The 17,068-nt window shown below is 65.4% G+C and carries 15 protein-coding genes and 1 pseudogene; 4 read left to right on the top strand and 12 right to left on the bottom strand.

Annotation, left to right across the window (positions count from 1 at the left end):
- The 6 genes and pseudogenes from purH to CH256_RS00535 all read right to left on the bottom strand — a co-directional run.
- Nucleotides 1–779, bottom strand: a pseudogene (purH, locus tag CH256_RS00560) (bifunctional phosphoribosylaminoimidazolecarboxamide formyltransferase/IMP cyclohydrolase); the annotation flags it as partial.
- The gene (gene purN / locus CH256_RS00555) at nt 776–1,399 is read right to left on the bottom strand and encodes a phosphoribosylglycinamide formyltransferase (RefSeq protein WP_068050161.1); all 624 of its coding nucleotides are present in this window, start codon (nt 1,397–1,399) and stop codon (nt 776–778) included. The pseudogene purH and the gene purN, both read right to left, overlap by 4 nt.
- Nucleotides 1,400–1,470: 71 nt before the next feature.
- Nucleotides 1,471–2,937, bottom strand: coding sequence for a cell division protein PerM (locus CH256_RS00550; protein WP_094668581.1), 1,467 nt, complete (start codon nt 2,935–2,937; stop codon nt 1,471–1,473).
- Nucleotides 2,938–3,008: 71 nt separating this feature from the next.
- Nucleotides 3,009–4,220, bottom strand: coding sequence for a DUF5336 domain-containing protein (locus tag CH256_RS00545; protein ID WP_141215355.1), 1,212 nt, complete (start codon nt 4,218–4,220; stop codon nt 3,009–3,011).
- A 95-nt stretch (nt 4,221–4,315) separates the two neighbouring features.
- Entirely contained in the window at nt 4,316–5,440 is a 1,125-nt protein-coding gene (gene sfnG, locus CH256_RS00540; RefSeq protein WP_068050155.1) for a dimethylsulfone monooxygenase SfnG, read from the bottom strand.
- 103 nt (nt 5,441–5,543) lie between these two features.
- Entirely contained in the window at nt 5,544–6,767 is a 1,224-nt protein-coding gene (locus tag CH256_RS00535) for an acyl-CoA dehydrogenase family protein (RefSeq protein WP_094639532.1), read from the bottom strand.
- A 209-nt stretch (nt 6,768–6,976) separates the two neighbouring features.
- Here CH256_RS00535 and CH256_RS00530 point away from each other — a divergent pair, with 209 nt between their 5' ends.
- Together CH256_RS00530 and CH256_RS00525 are read left to right on the top strand one after the other, a co-directional pair.
- Entirely contained in the window at nt 6,977–7,495 is a 519-nt protein-coding gene (locus CH256_RS00530) for a hypothetical protein (RefSeq protein WP_094639531.1), read from the top strand.
- Between the two features lie 7 nt (nt 7,496–7,502).
- Nucleotides 7,503–8,513 carry a hypothetical protein gene (locus CH256_RS00525; RefSeq protein ID WP_094639530.1) on the top strand — a complete coding sequence of 337 codons (1,011 nt, stop codon included), beginning with the start codon at nt 7,503–7,505 and terminating at the stop codon, nt 8,511–8,513.
- A gap of 72 nt (nt 8,514–8,585) precedes the next feature.
- Here CH256_RS00525 and CH256_RS00520 read toward each other — a convergent pair whose 3' ends face one another.
- Nucleotides 8,586–9,044 carry a hypothetical protein gene (locus CH256_RS00520; protein ID WP_094668580.1) on the bottom strand — a complete coding sequence of 153 codons (459 nt, stop codon included), beginning with the start codon at nt 9,042–9,044 and terminating at the stop codon, nt 8,586–8,588.
- Nucleotides 9,045–9,117: 73 nt separating this feature from the next.
- Between CH256_RS00520 and CH256_RS27530 the strand changes: the two genes are divergently transcribed.
- Complete coding sequence (locus CH256_RS27530) at nt 9,118–9,432, top strand: hypothetical protein (protein WP_143536490.1); 315 nt, start codon at nt 9,118–9,120, stop codon at nt 9,430–9,432.
- A 7-nt stretch (nt 9,433–9,439) separates the two neighbouring features.
- Here the strand turns inward: CH256_RS27530 and CH256_RS00515 are convergent, their stop codons facing one another.
- The 4 genes from CH256_RS00515 to CH256_RS00500 form a co-directional block, all read right to left on the bottom strand.
- Nucleotides 9,440–9,787, bottom strand: coding sequence for a DUF2200 domain-containing protein (locus CH256_RS00515; protein WP_094639528.1), 348 nt, complete (start codon nt 9,785–9,787; stop codon nt 9,440–9,442).
- 135 nt (nt 9,788–9,922) lie between these two features.
- Nucleotides 9,923–10,834 (bottom strand): succinate--CoA ligase subunit alpha, encoded by a 912-nt coding sequence (gene sucD / locus CH256_RS00510; protein ID WP_094668579.1) that lies wholly within the window; start codon nt 10,832–10,834, stop codon nt 9,923–9,925.
- Between the two features lie 8 nt (nt 10,835–10,842).
- Complete coding sequence (gene sucC / locus CH256_RS00505) at nt 10,843–12,006, bottom strand: ADP-forming succinate--CoA ligase subunit beta (RefSeq protein ID WP_032377331.1); 1,164 nt, start codon at nt 12,004–12,006, stop codon at nt 10,843–10,845.
- A 146-nt stretch (nt 12,007–12,152) separates the two neighbouring features.
- Nucleotides 12,153–14,018, bottom strand: a complete 1,866-nt coding sequence (locus CH256_RS00500; protein WP_094653738.1) for a hypothetical protein — start codon at nt 14,016–14,018, stop codon at nt 12,153–12,155.
- A 240-nt stretch (nt 14,019–14,258) separates the two neighbouring features.
- Here CH256_RS00500 and CH256_RS00495 point away from each other — a divergent pair, with 240 nt between their 5' ends.
- A complete protein-coding gene (locus tag CH256_RS00495) occupies nt 14,259–15,278 on the top strand; it encodes a M23 family metallopeptidase (RefSeq protein WP_094639526.1) in 1,020 nt (339 codons plus the stop codon).
- A gap of 69 nt (nt 15,279–15,347) precedes the next feature.
- Here the strand turns inward: CH256_RS00495 and CH256_RS00490 are convergent.
- A partial coding sequence (locus CH256_RS00490) for a 3'-5' exonuclease (protein ID WP_094668578.1) occupies nt 15,348–17,068 on the bottom strand: 1,721 nt, incomplete at its 5' end.

Here is a 17,068-nt window from a genome sequence, read left to right as displayed (position 1 = left end):
TCGGAATCGGTGAAGTTGTTGTACGACATCTCTTTACCGTGCAGCTGCTCCGCCCGCGCGATGCCGGAGCTTGCAGGATCGACGTAGAGCGCCGCAGCCTGGTGCGGGTTCTCGCCGTAGCGAAGCACGGCCGAGCGATCCCAGGTTCCGCCGATCCATTCTGGAAACGACGATTCGGTATCGGGGGTCAGCACATTGCTCATCCACGACGCCACCGCGACGTCGTAGGCGGCCGTGTGCTGAAAAGCCTGTGCCGCAAGGGAAGTCCGCTCGGCGAGGGTGAATCCGCCACCGGCCACGGCCGTGAGCACGTCCTCGTAGCGGGCCGGGTCGACCACCACGGCAACCGAGGGGTGATTCTTGGCTGCGGCGCGCACCATCGACGGTCCGCCGATGTCGATCTGTTCGACGCATTCGTCCGGCGTCGCCCCGCTGGCGACGGTCTCGGTGAACGGGTACAGGTTCACCACGACGAGCTCGAACGCCTCGATGCCCAGTTCCTCGAGCTGCGAAAGGTGTTCGGGCTTACGGGTATCGGCGAGCACGCCGGCATGCACCCGAGGATGCAGCGTCTTGACGCGACCTTCGAGGGTCTCGGGGAATCCGGTGAGATCCTCGACCTTTGTGACCGGGATTCCGGCGTCGGCGATCTTGCTCGCCGTCGATCCGGTGGACACGAGAGCGACGCCCGCACCGTGCAAGCCGGTCGCCAGTTCGATCAGTCCGGTCTTGTCGTAGACGCTGACCAGCGCGCGGCGCACTGCTTTACGTTCACTCATCGGATTATCTGAGCCTTTCGTCCATCGGAGGTGACACCTGTGGTGGCCACGGCTGCGATCACGTCGACCAGCAACCGTCGCTCGACAATCTTGATGCGTTCGTGCAGAGCAGCTTCGTCGTCGCCGTCGAGAACCGGTACGGCTTCCTGCGCCAGGATCGGCCCGGTATCGACGCCGGAATCGACCAGATGAACCGTCGAACCGGTCAGTTTGACGCCGTGGTCGAGAGCGTCCCGCACAGCATGTGCGCCGGGGAACGACGGCAGGAGCGCGGGGTGAGTGTTGACGATGCGTCCGGTGAACGCCCCGAGAAATTGCGGGCCGAGGATCTTCATGAAACCGGCGGTGACGACGAGATCGGGCTCGTGCGCCAGAACGGCGTCGGTGAGCGCGATGTCCCACTGGGCTCGATCGGCGTAGTCCTTCAGTCCGACTCGAAAGTTCGGCATTCCGGCCTCGTCGGCACGGCGGGCTGCGTCGCACTCTCGATCGACTCCGACGGCGACGATGCGCGCGGGATAGCTCTCGGCAGCAGTCGCGGAGATGAGCGACTGCAGAAGCGAGCCGGTCCCCGATGCGAGGACGACGACCCGCGCGGGTGTCTCACGCAAGGCAGTCAGCGCACTACTCCTGAATTGTCGAGGCGGATCGTTCGAGCCAGCGGAAAGCCTAGTCGCTGCGCCGCAGAGCTCTACCGGGCAGGTCCGTCCCGGTCTCCTGGAGGTGCAACGACCTCGGCATCCAGCGGTTCGGCGGTAGCGGCCTCGACGATCGCGTCCGGTTCTTCGGCCGCTGGCATCTCGGCCGGGACGTCGTCGACGACCTCCGCCTCGACGACATCCTCGACCACCTCGGTCTGTTCGTCGTCCTCCGGTTCGGACGGGGCGGTCTCGGACGGGTCAGGCTCGGATGGGGCCGGTTCGATCGCCAACTCGGCCACAGGTACCGGAGTCGGAGCGGGATCGTCGCGAGTCGGCTCGGGTTCTGCTCGACGCCACACGACGAAGGCTGCGGAGGCGGAACCGACGACGGCCAGCCAAGCGAACGTCAACAGCCCGAAGCTCCAGACGGTGACTTCGACGGTGCCGAACGTGCCGAAGTTTCCGCCCGCGGCGTAGCCGAGCAGTGCTGCGAGCGCTCCGGCCGCGGCCGCCACGACCCATACCGAGGACACTGCAACCTGGATGTCGGCGCTGCGGATGGCGCAGTCGCGGCCGAGCAGCAGTCCGGCGCCGATGGGGACGACGAGCATGACGACCCAGATCGTCTGGGCCGATCCTTCGGGGAGGACGGCCAGGATCGGCAGCGGTGGTAGCGGTCCTCCGGTGGTGGAGAACAGGCTGACCGACGTCTCGCCGAACCCGGCTGTGGAACCGGTTGCCACCGCGAGTGCACCGATGACGATGTTGGGGAGATAGAGCACGGACAGCACGGTCAGCCCGAGCATGCCGACAACATCGCCTCCGCTCTCGAGCAGTGCGCCGGCGGTCTCCCAGGAGACGAGCAGGGCGAGCAGTACGACCGCCGCCCCGCCTGCAGCGAGGATCGACAGCACGCGCACGAAGGGCGCAACGAGCGCGCGAACCCAGTCCGGAAGTCCGCGGCGGATCACCACCGAGTCCCAGCACGCGAAGAGCAGACCGGTTCCGGATGCGGCCCCGTGCACGCCTGCGACCCAGGAGAAGGCCACGAGAGCATTGGGACTGGACAGTCCGATGACGGTGGACGCGTCCTTGGCGACGGCCAGAGCGATGGCGGTGACGGCGAGCGGGCCCGCCATCGACGCCGCGAATATCCACCGAAGCACGCGACGGTCGGTGTCGGAGTCCACCGCGTGGTGGACGGTACGAGCGACGGACCAGCCGATGATCAGGGTCGGCAGCAGCGGTGCGACGCCGAGGGATGCGCCGCCGATACTCAGGGGCACCAGGTGCACGGCGAACCACGAACCGGCGATCGCTCCGAGCGTTCCGGTGAGGTCGCTGTTGGCCGAGACGAGGGTGACCAGAGCAAGGGTCGTCGCGATCACCACGACGAGTCCGGAGGTCTTGAAGGCCACTGCGGCGAGCATGCGCGACTGATCGGGCGTCGGTCCGGTGCTCGCGCGGGGAGCCCGGGCGGCCGCGCGTCGCGTCTCTCGGTTCAATAGATCGCTCATCGCAACGAGAGTCGCATCATCTTCGCGGCGCGCCGGTCAGGCGCGCCGCGAAGTGGGTTGTGATGCCTGAATCAGTCGTGCTTCTTCTCGTCGTCCACAGCAGGAGTGGCACCGAACGACTGCGTGGGCGCGCCGTACGGCGTCGACTGCTCGCCCGATTCGGGCTCGTCCGACTTCGCCGGAGGCTGGCCGTATCCCGAAGGCTGGCCGTACTGGTACTGGTTCGGCGGATAGGCCTGCCCGCTCGGACCGGTGTACGGCGGCGGTGCATAGCCGCCCTGGGGCGACGAGGGGTTGGGGGCGGACTGTCCGTACGGCGGCTGCCCACCCGGGTTGTAGGAATGCTGACCCGACGCCTGTCCGCTCGGTGCTTGACCGCTGAGACCTTGACCGCTGGGACCTTGACCGCTGGGACCTTGACCGAAGTTGGACGAGGTTCCCTGAGGCTGACCGTACGACGGCGGGTTGCCGTAGGCCTGCGGTTGCGAGGGTCCACCGAACGACGTCGTCGGCGCGTTGTACGGGTTCTGCTGGCCGTATCCGGGCTGCTGATTCTGGTTGCCGTAGCCCGCAGGCTTGGGAGCCGGAGCCTTGACGATGCCCGCGTCGAGCAGCAGTGCCAGCACCGCGGCGGCTGCTTGGACGAAGCCGAGGACGAGCACCAGGATCGCACCGATACCGAGCGAGCTGGTGGTGCTGGCGAACTCGTTGCCCTCTGCGCTGGGCAGACTGAACGACTGGAAGACCAGCACCAGCCAGCCGGCGATCGCCAGGGCGGCAACCACGGCCTGGTTCCTGGCGTCCTTCTGTATGAGCGAGGCACCGGCGATCAAGCCCGCTGCCAGCAGCAGAGCAACCGACACGGCGCTTCCGCCGGAGGCGAAGAAGGTGGTGCTGAACGACGTCTGGATGCTGCTCGGCAGTTCCTGAGACGAGGTGACCTCGGCGGTGACGAGGTCCAGCAGGCCGAGCAGGAAGGTGACGACGCCGAGCCCGAGGATCACGAACGTGAGAATTTTCGGCAGATTCGCCAGTCCTGATCCGGGCGACTTACGTCCGGACGCGGCCGGCCCCGGTCCGGCCGGTGCCGAGGTGCCCGGCACCGGAGGGCCGAAGGGATTGGACACCGACGGCTGGTGAAAGGGCTGGTTCTGTCCTGGATGACCCTGCGGGTTGGACGACGGCTGATTCGGCGAGGACGACGGGCCGTAGGACGGGCCACCTCCGCCGTAGCCACCAGAGTTGGAGCCCCCTGTTTCAGGGCCGCCGGGCGAGTAGGTCATCGCGTCTCCTCATCTGAGATTGTCCGTACCCCAGGTCGGTCGGGTCCGAGAACTCACGCTACTGCACGGACCCGACCGATCACGGAACCGAAAGGTCAGCGGGCTGCCACCAACTCCTGGTCGTTCGCCTCGGCGGCCTCGAGTTCGCGAACCAGCGGCAGGACTTTCGCCCCGAAGTACTCGATCTCCTCCTGGAAGTGCAGGAAGCCGCCGAGAATCAGGTCGACGCCGCGGCGACGGTAGGCCACGATGCGCTCGGCCACCTGCTCCGGGGTGCCGATCAACTGCGTCTTGAACCCGTCGTTGTACTGAACGAGGTCCTCGAACGTCGAGTCGGCCCACATTCCCTTCTTGTCGCCCGTCGAATTGCCGGCCTGTTGCACCGCTCCCTTGAAACCTTCGACGGCAGGCTTGTTGGCCTTCTCGATGATCTCGCGCAATGTGTCTCGCGCTTCCTTCTCGCTGTCTCGCGCGATGATGAAGCCGTTGAGCCCGAACTTGACCTCACGCTGGTGATCACGCGCGACGCGTCGGAGATTGTCGAGTTGCTCGGTGACGCCGTCGAAATCCTTGCCGTTGCTGAAGTACCAGTCCGAGTACCGTCCGGCATTCTCCTGCGCTGCAGACGAATTGCCGCCCTGGAACAGTTCCGGGTTGGGACGACCGGGAGTGTTCAGCGGTTTGGGCTTGAGGGTGAAGTCGTGGATCCGATAGAAGTCGCCGCGGAAGTCGACGTCGTCCTCGGTCCAGATCTTGCGCAGCACCTGCAGGAATTCTGCACTGCGACGGTATCTTTCGTCATGTTCGAGCCATGGCTCGCCGAGGTGGGTGAACTCGTCCTTGAACCAGCCACTGACGACGTTGACGGCGAAGCGGCCGTTGGACAAGTGATCCGCGGTTGCGCCGAGCTTGGCCAGTACCGCCGGCTGCCACAGCCCGGGATGCACTGCAGCAATGACTTTGAGCCGTTCGGTGGCCAACAGCAACGCAAGCGAGAAGCTGGTCGACTCGTGCTGGAACTCGGCCCCGTAGCTGGCTTCGTAGCGAACCTGACTCAGGGCGTACTCGAATCCGTTGTTCTCGGCCGTCTGCGCCAGCTTCTTGTTGTACTCGTAATCCCAGCTGGTGCGCTGTTCGATGGTGCTGGTGACCAGGCCTCCCGAGACATTGGGAACCCAGTATGCGAATTTGATCGCGTCGGTGATTTTTTCGGTGCTCATGTGTGCGTCATCCTTCGGCGGATCAATGTGCCATCCACGCGCTCAGATGGTGTGAATGGCACATCCGGAAATCGGGGGTCGGATCGGGGCAGAAAGGTGGGGACTACGAGTACCACGTGGGCTCGGGCAGCTCGCCCGTGAGAACCCAGCGCCCGACCTCGCGTCGCTTGTATGCGACCGGATCGTGCAGGGTGTGCGTACGTACGTTGCGCCAGAATCGGTCGAAGCCGTACTTGCTGGCCGTCGCACGCGCGCCGAGCGCCTCGAACACCGTCGAGGTGATCTCCAGCGAGACCTCGGTGGCGCGAGCCTTGACGGCGGCGACGCGCACCTCGTGATCACCGCGCTCCTCGGCGGTGACGTTCCAGGCGTTGTCGTGAATCTTCTGTCCCTCCAATGCAACTGCGTCGGCGAGAGCTTCGACGGCCCAGAGCTTGGCGGTCAGATCGCCGTAGATGTCGATGATGTACGGCTCGTCGACGGCCTTGTCCACGGCGCTGTGCAGCCAGGCACGGGTTTTGTCCTTGGTGTACGACGCGGCCTCCTCGAGTGCGCCCCTCGCGATACCGAGGTAGAAGTTGACGAACACCAGCTGGATGGTCGGAACGTTGAGGGTGTTGTAGACGCGGGGCTGAAAAGCTTTGTCCACGAATCCTGCTGCGCTGGCCCAGTCGACGCGAACCTTGTCGATGGTGACACTGCCGCTCTCGGTCTGACGCTGGCCTATGTTGTCCCAGTCGTCGTGGAAGGACAGACCCTCGATGTTCGACGGCACGATCGCGAACACATGATCGGTGCTGCCCTCGAGAGCACCTTCGAGCACGGTGACGTCGGAGACGCGGCTGCCGGTGGAGAAGGTCTTGGAACCGTCGAACACGATGGTGTCGCCCTCGTCGGTGACGGCGACGTCGTTGTCACGAGGGTTGACGGCACCGCCGAAGAACCACTTGTTCTTCGTCGCGTCTGCCTCGACGGCCTCGATCTGTTCGGGGGTGCCGACGAGTCGTGCGGCCCAGAACCACAGCAGGTGGTATCCGAGCAGCTGACCGATGGAACCGTCGGCCTTCGACACGGTGCGAATCACTTGATATGCCGTCGGCCAATCCTGTCCTGCGCCACCGTGTTCGACGGGGCCGAGCAGGGTGACGAGGCCGGCGTCCTTGAGTAACTGGACCTCGGCGGTGGGGATGTCGCGGCCCTTGTCGCGAGCGACGGCATCGACAGCGAGGAGTTGAGCTACCTCACCCGCGCGGGAAATCCATCCGGCAGCAGTGGTGGGGGCGTCGGGCCAGTTCTTGGTGAGGGCGCGATTTTCTGTGGTTGTCATGACGATCAGTGAAGTCCGGCTCCGAGCCCGGGACCACACTTCGAATCAGCGTGATTTCAAGAATTATGTGCCAGGTCCGTTTCTGACGCCAAAAAAGACCCCGTGACAGTTATCCGCAATTTGTAACGCGTCATCAACAGCGGAGATTAATGTGTTGCACATCACAAACCGGCGGGACAACTCTCTCGCCCTCCCCTAGGACGCCCCTCATGCGCAAGTCACTCTTCGCCACCGTCGCCGCCGCCGGTGCTCTCGCTGTTGCCGTCATCTCGCCTGCCGTCTCCAACGCTGCCGACACCGTCCTGACCTTTACAGTGCTCGGAGGCGCACTCAACATCACCGCGCCGGCAAGCCAAGCGCTGACCGTCACCGGGGACGTTGCAAGCGGAGGAATTACGCCGGTCGTCGTCTCGGATCAGCGCCGTGGAATCAACGGTTGGACCGCGTCGGCATTCAGCACCGATTTCGAGAAGCCTTCACCGGACCCCGCAACGATCCCCTCGACCGCCGTGACCTACTCGGCACCGCTCCTGCCTGCACGCACGGGAATCTCGACGGTGGCCGGAGTACTGCTGCCACAGGCCATCGACACCACAACGGCAGTCGTCGTCGCTACCGCAGTCGTCGGCTCCAATACCGCCACCTGGACCGGCACCGTCGAGGTCGACCTGCCCTCCGATGTCATTGCCGGTGACTACACGGGCACCGTCACACATTCGGTGGCTTGATCTGTAGATGACTGCGAATCGGGGATTGGCAGTCGGAGTTCTGGCTCTACTGACGTTCGCTTCAGCGATCGTCGCCCAGGCTCCGGCTGCCGCTCAACAGCCAACCGAACCGGCGCCGGTGGGCAGCGTCGGAATACGACTGCTCGAAGCGCCGGTATCCCTACAGGACGACCCACGAGCGATGGCGTACATCATCGACAACTTGCCTCCTGGCACCACTATCACCAGGCGCATCGAGGTCAGCAACGGCAGCAATCAAGAACAACCGGTCACTCTGTACCCCGCTGCCGCATCGATCGGCGCCGACGACGGCGGCTTCCAAGTGGGTGACGACCGTGCCGTCAACGAGCTCACGACGTGGATGTCGGTGACGCCGACAGACCTCACGCTGGCTCCGAACTCGGCGGCCGAAGCGGTGGTGACCATTGCGGTTCCACCCGACGCCCCCGAAGGTGAGCAGTACGCCGTCGTGTGGGCGCAAACTGCCGGTGCACCGACGGGAACCGGCATTCAGAACGTCAGCCGCGTCGGGATTCGCACCTACCTGTCGGTAGGTCCAGGGAACGGTCCCGCAGCCGACCTGTCCATAGATGGGGTCACCGCTGCTCGCAGCGACGACGGTGCACCACAGGTCGTCGCGAACATCACCAACACCGGCGGCCGCGCTCTCGATCCGAGCGGCACGGTCGAGCTCTCCGGTGGCCCCGGCGGTATTTCCAGTACGCCGGTGAAGGGTTCGGGAGGGTCCATCGCGCCTGGGCAATCAGGAAGCGTCACGTTCACGCTCGACCCAGCTCTTCCCTCAGGGCCGTGGCAGGCCGCAGTCACCGTTACGAGCGGGTTGGTGAACAAGACGTCGAACGTCGAACTCACCTTCCCCGACCAGGGCTCGGTCGCCGCACAAGACTCCTCGTCCGAGTCGGGTACTCCAGCCTGGATCTGGGCGGTCGTTGCGTTGGGAATCATCGCCGTCGCGGCGGCGGTACTCATTGTGATTCGGCGACGAAAGACCAGCTGACATGCGACGTCTGACATTGGCAGTCGGATTGGCGGTGGTCCTTGCGGCCACCGTCGATCCGGTGGTGTCGGCTCAGCCCTCCCCCGAAATACCCACCGCCACAACGCAATGCGCGTTGGACTCGACGCCGACGACTACCCCCGTTCCAGCCGACACGATCGCACCGACCACCACACCGATCCCGACGGCCGAGTGCACACCCTCTGCACCGATCGTTACAACCTCACCGACGGCATCCACCGAGGCTCCGACGGTGTCGACCGTGCCGACGACGACTTCCCCCACCGTGACGGCAGCGGCTCTGCCGACGATGGAATCGACCCCCACCACCACGGCAGCCCCGACGACCTCAGCAATTCCCACGACCACGGCAGTCCCGACGACCACAGTGACTGCTGAGCCGACGGGCGCGTCATCGACAACTGCGACGCCGACGTCGGATCCGATAGCCACCACCTCGATCAGCGCTGTTCCATCTCCCGAGCCTGCCGCTCGCGCAGCTGCAGCACCCGCCGCGAGCTTGCTGAACATTCAGGCGAACAGCGGACTGATCGCACAAGCCGGACAGGGTGCGTTGACTCCTGGGGTGCCGTGGACCGGGAACATGAGTCTGAGCGTGGTCAACGTACTCGGTAACTGGACTTCTACGGTGAGCCTCTCGCCGTTCCAAGGCCAAAACACTGGTAGGATCGTCACGCCGGTCGCGTCCTACTCCGCTCCCGAGACCAATTGCCTGCTTCTGTTGGCGAAATCCCCTGGCGTCACCAACGTGCCGCTCTCGGCTACCGCCGTCAACGCGAAAACCGGTGGGGGCGTGGCGTGCCTGACGAGTTGGACGGCCACGGTGAACATCTTGGTGCCCAACAGCGATCTGCTTGCCGACACCTACACCGCAACTCTCACTCATTCGATTTACTGAGCAAGGATCATCCGCGCAGGATCTTTTCCATCTTCTTGCCCTTGGCGAGTTCGTCGATCAGCTTGTCCAGGTAGCGGATTTTCTGCATCAGAGGGTCCTCGACATTCTCGACGCGAATGCCGCAGACGACTCCGGTGATCAGGGTCGCGTTCGAGTTGAGGTCCGCTGCCGCGAAGAACTCGTCGAACGTCGTGTCGTCCTTCAGGTGGCGCTCGAGAGTTGGCTGATCGAAGCCGGTGAGCCAGCGGATGATCTCGTCGACCTCGGCTTTCGTCCGACCTTTGCGCTCGGCCTTGTTCACGTAGTGCGGATAGACCGAGCTGAAGGCGGTGGTGAAGATCCTGTGCACGCGCATCAATCTAGACCCCGCCGCGTGAATGTGACTTTGCCGCGCCCAGACGTGTGCAGTGGTCCATTGACGCGAACCGGGGCGCGCGCACGAAAAAGCCCGCCACCGAAGTCGGTGGCGGGCTTTTCACAGAAGGGAGTCCTACTTGACGGACAGCGATTCCAGGATTTCGCGCGCGAGGGCAGCGGTCTCGGACGGCGTCTTGCCGACCTTGACGCCTGCGGCCTCGAGTGCGTCCTTCTTGGCCTGCGCGGTTCCCAGCGAGCCGGAGACGATGGCGCCTGCGTGGCCCATGGTCTTGCCCTCGGGAGCGGTGAAGCCTGCGACGTAGCCGACGACCGGCTTGGTCACGTTGGCCTTGATGTAGTCGGCTGCGCGCTCTTCGGCGTCGCCGCCGATCTCACCGATCATGACGATGATCTTGGTGTCGGGATCCGCTTCGAACGCCTCGATGGCGTCGATGTGGGTGGTTCCGATGACGGGGTCGCCGCCGATGCCGATGGCGGTCGAGAAGCCGAAGTCACGCAGCTCGAACATCATCTGGTAGGTCAGCGTGCCGCTCTTGGAGACCAGGCCGATGGGGCCGGTTCCCGAGATGTTGGCGGGCGTGATGCCGACGAGAGCCTCACCGGGAGTGATGATTCCGGGGCAGTTGGGCCCGATGATGCGGGTCTTCTTGCCCTTCTCCACGTTGTAGGCCCACGCGTACGCGGAGTCCTGCACGGGGATGCCCTCGGTGATGACGACGAGCAGCGGGATCTCGGCGTCGATGGCCTCGACGATGGCGTCCTTGGAGAATGCCGGCGGGACGAACGCGATGGAGACGTCCGCTCCGGTCTTCTCCATGGCCTCGGCGACGGAGCCGAAGACCGGGAGTTCGATGTCGTTGCCGTCGGCGTCGACGTGCTTGACCGTGGTTCCGGCCTTACGTACGTTGACGCCACCGACGACCTGGGTTCCGGCCTTGAGCATCAGGGCGGTGTGCTTGGTGCCTTCGCCGCCGGTGATGCCCTGGACGATGACCTTGTTGTCCTTGTTCAGAAAGATAGACATTGTTTCCTCTACTTCGCTGCCAGCTCGGCGGCCTTGTCGGCGCCCTCGTCCATGGTTCCGGCGAGCGTCACCAGCGGGTGCGCGGCGTCGGCGAGAATCTTGCGGCCCTCTTCGACCTTGTTGCCGTCGAGACGGACGACCAGCGGCTTGTTGGCGTCGTCGCCCAGCTTCTTCAGTGCGCCGACGATGCCGTTGGCTACTGCGTCGCATGCGGTGATGCCGCCGAAGACGTTGACGAACACGCTCTTGACCTGCTCGTCACCGAGGATGACGTCGAGGCCTGCGGCCATGACCTCGGCAGAAGCGCCGCCGCCGATGTCGAGGAAGTTGGCGGGCTTGACGCCGCCGTGTGCCTCGCCCGCGTATGCGACGACGTCGAGGGTCGACATGACCAGTCCGGCACCATTTCCGATGATGCCGACCTGTCCGTCGAGCTTGACGTAGTTGAGGTCGTTCTCCTTGGCCTTGGCCTCGAGGGGATCGGCTGCGTCCTTGTCCTCGAACTCGGCGTGGCCGGCCTGACGGAAGTCTGCATTGGCGTCGAGCGTCACCTTGCCGTCGAGGGCCAGGATCTGATCGTCCGGGGTGCGAACCAGCGGGTTGACCTCGACCAGGAGAGCGTCTTCGTTGATGAAGACCTCCCACAGCTTCTGGATGGTCACCGCAGCGGCGTCGAGCACCTCGGCGGGAAGCTTGCCCTTTTCGGCGATTTCACGAGCAAAAGCAAGGTCGACACCCTTGACGGCGTCGACCGGGATACGTGCGAGTGCGTCGGGGTTCTCCTCCGCCGTCACCTCGATTTCGACGCCACCCTCGACCGAACACATGGCGAGGTAGGTGCGGTTGGTGCGATCGAGCAGGAAGGAGATGTAGTACTCCTCGGCGATGTCGGAGGCTTCTGCAACGAGAAGCTTCTTGACGACATGGCCCTTGATGTCGAGTCCGAGAATCGCTTCTGCGTTCTCGGTGGCTGCTGCGACGTCCTTGGAGTACTTGACGCCACCGGCCTTGCCGCGGCCGCCGACCTTGACCTGTGCCTTGACCATTACTGGCTTGCCGATTTCTTCGGCAATCTGTGTTGCTCCGGCGACCGTGTCGGTGACACGACCGGCGGAGGTGGGTACGCCATGCTTGGCGAACAATTCCTTCGCCTGGTATTCGAAGAGATCCATCAGCTCACCGTCTCGTCTACGTTGACGCCCGCTCCAGGGGTGTGAGCGGGTCTGAGCATGGACTTTATCCAGGTGTCTCGACAGCGCATCGGGCGCATGCATGCTATGTGGCCTATCTCACCGCTACCGGCTCGATGAAACGGCCGTCACCGATCGGCGCGGCGGGCCGAAAGTGCCGCGGCGACACCGAGAACGACGATTCCCGCCACCAACGGGAGCACCGCAGGGCCCATTTCCGGATCGGTGGCGCGTGCAGATGTCAGCGGCCAGGACGCCAGATGGACTATGCCTGCGACGGCTGCTCCGCCGAGCAGGACGCTGCCGCGTGCGGCCCGAGCTCGCGCCGCGACGACGGCGGCCACGATCACTCCGACGGCGAACAGCATCTGCCCCCAGGTGTCCCAGCCCCACGGAAATTCGGTGACGGTGGCGGCAGTGAAATCGCTGCCCCGATACAGCGGCAGGGCCAGGCCCACAGCGAGAAGTGCTGCACCGAACAAGCCGGTACCGAGCACCACGCCGTCGGTTGATGCGTCCGCGGACGTGTCGACGTCGTCGCGTTCGGCCGAGCCGGCGAACAGGGCCAGTAGTCCGGTGGCGGCCGCTGCGACGACGCCCGCGATGATCGCCAGAGCGCCGATGCCGGCACCGACGCCGTCCACGTCCTCGGCGAGCACCACCGACTGCAGCACCCCAGCCGCAGCGGCCACCGCGCCGAGCCAGAACATCGAGACGAAGGGCCGCGCAGCCGAGGCGAATTCGGAGAACAGCAGCGGCACCGAACCCAGAATCATCACGAACCCCGCGACCATCACCACGCGAGTGGCCAATATCTGAGGCACGGCGATCCCCGAGTCGGTCTCCAGAATCGGCAACAACGATCCGACGACGAACAGCACACCTGCAAGAACGCCGACGCTGCCGGCCGCGGCATGCCACCTCGTCGATCCGAGGCCTGCGACACCGCGGACACCTCGCGCACCCGACTCGCGCTGCTGCGCTCTCTCCAGCGCCCGACGGTCACGCGCAGCAGCGACGGGTGCAAGCACTGCGCCGCAGATCAGCAGTCCGAGACCCGCCAGCGTTCCCAGATAGGCACCGAGCCCGGCGTCGACCCGAGCTCCGGTGCTCAGCCCAGCGAGCAGACCGACCCCGGCGAAACCGAGTACGCCGAGCCCGGCACCGACGGCCGCACCCGACGCCACCTGCGGCGACAGGGAGGCCAGGGCCGACGCAGCCACCACGAGCGCCGCGATACCGACGACTCCGGAGCCCACCGCTACGAACACCGGCGACTCCACCACTGCCGTCACGATCACCACCGGATCGGCCGAGCGGTACAGCGAGGCGAACGCCGCAACGGCCGCCAGCACACCGAACGCGCCGAGCAGCGTCGCGAGCAACGGACCGACGCGCCCCGCCGCCGCGCGCCCCACGTGTTCCGAATACACCGAATGGCCGTACCCGTCACCGAGCCCGGCGCGATGCACCGCAGACCACCCCGCAATACCCGCCAGCACCGACACAGCGTGACCGGCGAGCAGAACATAGGCACCGGCGGTCGCGTCGAGCATGGCGGCGCTCAGCGGGCGGAAGAGCTCGAGCCGATTCGCATCGATGGGATCGGACAGCAAGGCAACGTCGAGCAACGTGAGGCCGAGTGCCACTGCGCCGTATCCGGCCAGCAGAGCTGCGGCGAACTCGACGCGTTTGCCGACCACACCCACCGCGGCTCCGAGGACAACGACGACGGGGACGGCAGCGGCCAGGATCGCGGCCGCCATTGCCCCGGTACCCACCGGCGAACCGTCGGCGCTGCGGACGACGCCGATCAGCTGGGCCGCCACTGCGGCAACCGCAGCGATCAGAGCGAGTGCGACGGCAAGCGCGATGCGCGGAGTGGGCGACGGATCGTCGGCTCGGCCGAACTCTCCGTCCTGGGGTCGGATTCGCTGCGGTTCCGCTCGCTCGGAGCCGGAGGCGGACGAGTCGTCGAAGGTGGGAGTCGGCACTCGGATCACGGTATCGGCTCGATCGATGCGAGAACCGTTACTGTCACCGTGTGCCGTCCACGTGTTCTCGTGTCCGATTACGAATGTGGCCCGTCACGACATAACCGCTGGTCGCCTTGTGAGCCATCTCACATATGCCGCCGGTTTGGGCTGTTAACTTGCGCGCCTCGCAATCATTTCGTTACCGTCTGCCGAGTCTTTCAGTAACGGCCAGGTCACGGATAACGGAGGTTGTAGGTCTTGCAGCAACACCGTGCGTCCTTCACATCGAGCAGATTCTCTCGACCCTCGGCCGAAGACGCGACCACGGTCTACAGCTACGAGCCCGCTGCCGCGCCTGCCGACAACGGTGCTTACGACGCGTACGCCTATCCCGCGTACCAGTACGCCGAGGCCGAGTACGTAGATACCGCCTACGTCGCAGCCGACGAGTCGCCGACCGTCGTCACCACATTCGCCACCACTGCAGACGCCACCCCCGTGGCCCGTCGCGGCGGAGCGCACCGCATCCCCCTTCCCCCCACCGCACTCAAGGGCCGAGCTGCAGTTCTCGCCGTGGCCGCAGGTGCGGTCGTCGCGGCCGGCCAGGCCGTCGTCAACGACGACGCACCCACCGCGGTCGCCACCTCCGAGTACGCACTCGCCGCAGGTGAAGCACCCGCTGCGGCAGCAGTCGCGGCCACCACCGCTCCGCAGACCACCGAGGTCGAAGCCGACTCGTCCAGCGCGACGCCGTCGGAGGCTCCGCAGATCCTCAGCATCGCTGCGCCGGTGGATCTGAGCCAGTTCAACGACCTGCTCGCCAAGGGCCAGCGCTTCAGCGAAGAGCGCGCCGCCCGCGAAGCCGCTGCTCGCAGGCCGCTGTTCGCACTGCCGGCGCAGGGCACCTACACCTCCAACTTCGGCACCCGCTGGGGCGTTCTCCACGCCGGCGTCGATGTTGCCAACGCCATCGGAACCCCGATCTACGCCGTCGCCGACGGCAAGGTGATCGACTCCGGTCCGGCCGCAGGCTTCGGCATGTGGGTTCGCGTGCAGCACGCCGACGGCACGATCACCGTCTACGGCCACATCGACACCTCGACCGTCACGGTCGGCCAGGACGTCATGGCAGGCGATCAAATCGCGACGATGGGCAACCGCGGCTTCTCCACCGGCCCGCACCTGCACTTCGAGGTCCACCTTCCGGGCGAGGTCAAGATCGACCCGCTTCCGTGGCTCGCTTCCCGAGGAATTTCCCTCGGCCCAGAGATGGACTGAGTACACCAGCTTTCGACTCGAAGCCGGACCCCGCTGTTGCAGGGTCCGGCTTTCGCGTTCTCTGCTCTGTTACAGCTTGGTCATCGGGACGCCGCCGATGAGCATCATCTTCACGCGACCAGCCGAACCGAAGTCGACCAACACCATCGCCTTGACTCCGGCACCGGTCGATTCCAGCACCGTACCCAGGCCGTACTTGTCGTGGCTGACTCGATCCCCCACCGCGAGAACGAGATTGGAGTTGCGCCCCTTGGCGGCACCGAAACTCGGCGTCGAACTCTGGCCGCGATTCGAGGAGCCGTAGCTGCCGGAGCCGTAGCTGCCGGAGCCGTAGCTGTTCGAGCCGTAATTGTTCGAGCCGTATCCGCCACCCGATCCGTAGCTGCCGGATCTGCCCCCGCCGATGGCTCGGCCTCCCCCGGTGCCCGGATCCTCGCGTCGCCAGTCGATCAGGTGCTGCGGAACTTCTTGCAGGAAGCGCGATTCCGGGTTCGCGATCGGCTGCCCCCATGCCGAGCGCATGATCGCGCGCGTGAGGTAGAGCCGCTGCCGCGCACGGGTGATGCCCACGTACGCCAGGCGTCGCTCCTCGGACAGTTCGTTGGGGTCGCCGAGCGCCCGCATGTGCGGGAATTGGCCGTCCTCCCAACCCGTCACGAAGACGACCGGGAATTCCAGACCCTTGGCGGTGTGCAGCGTCATCAGGGTGACGACGCCGGTACCCGAATCGGGGATCTGATCGGTGTCGGCCACCAGAGAGACCCGCTCGAGGAACGCCGCGAGCGACCCCGGCTCGGCCAACCCGTCGACGCCACCGTCCGCGTCGCCGTTCTCGTCGTCCCCGGTTTCGAGAGCCTCTGCCGCCACTGCGGCCTGATTACGCGCTTCCGAGGTGAATTCCCGTGCGACGCTGACGAGTTCGTTGAGGTTGTCGAGGCGCGCGCCGTCCTGCGGATCACTGCTGGCTTCGAGTTCTGCGCGGTAGCCGGTGCGGTCGAGAACGGCTTCGACGACATCACCGATGTCTGCGATGTCGTTGCCGTCTCCGTCGGTGGCGGTGAGCACTGCACGTAGTTCGTCGAGCAACTCCATGAACTGCGCGATCAACTTCTGCTGCCGCGAGTTGAGCAACGCCACCTTGCCCGCAGCCGCGTCGTGCAATGCGCGTGAGAAGCTGATGTCTCGTTGCTCGGCGTGCACGGCGACACAGGCCTCGGCACGATCGCCGATCCCCCGGCGCGGAGTGTTGAGGATCCGTCGCATGCTGACGGTGTCGTCCTCGTTGGACAGCACCCGCAGGTACGCGACGAGGTCTCGTACCTCCTTGCGCTCGTAGAATCGGACTCCGCCGACGACCTTGTACGGCAGTCCGAGTCGGATGAAGATCTCTTCGAGCGCACGCGAGGAGTTGTTGGTTCGATAGAAGACGGCCACCTCGTCGAAGCGCACGTCTCCGCCGTCGACGAGCCGATCGATCTCGGAGGCCACGAACGACGCCTCGTCGTGCTCGTTGTCGGCGACGTAACCGACGATCAACTCGCCCTCGCCGGTGTCGGTCCACAGTTTCTTCTCACGCCGGCCGATGTTGCGCGAGATCACCGCGTTGGCGGCCGAGAGGATGTTCTGCGTCGATCGGTAGTTCTGCTCGAGCAGGATGGTGCGTGCGTCGGGATAGTCGCGCTCGAATTCCTCGATGTTGCGAATCGTGGCACCACGGAATGCGTAGATGGACTGATCCGCGTCGCCCACCACACACAGCTCGCCCGGCGCGACGGTGCACTCGAGGGCAC

Source organism: Rhodococcus sp. 05-2254-6, assembly GCF_002258565.1.
Classification (GTDB): Bacteria; Actinomycetota; Actinomycetes; order Mycobacteriales; family Mycobacteriaceae; genus Rhodococcoides.
This window is presented reverse-complemented; position numbering and strand designations above follow the sequence as displayed.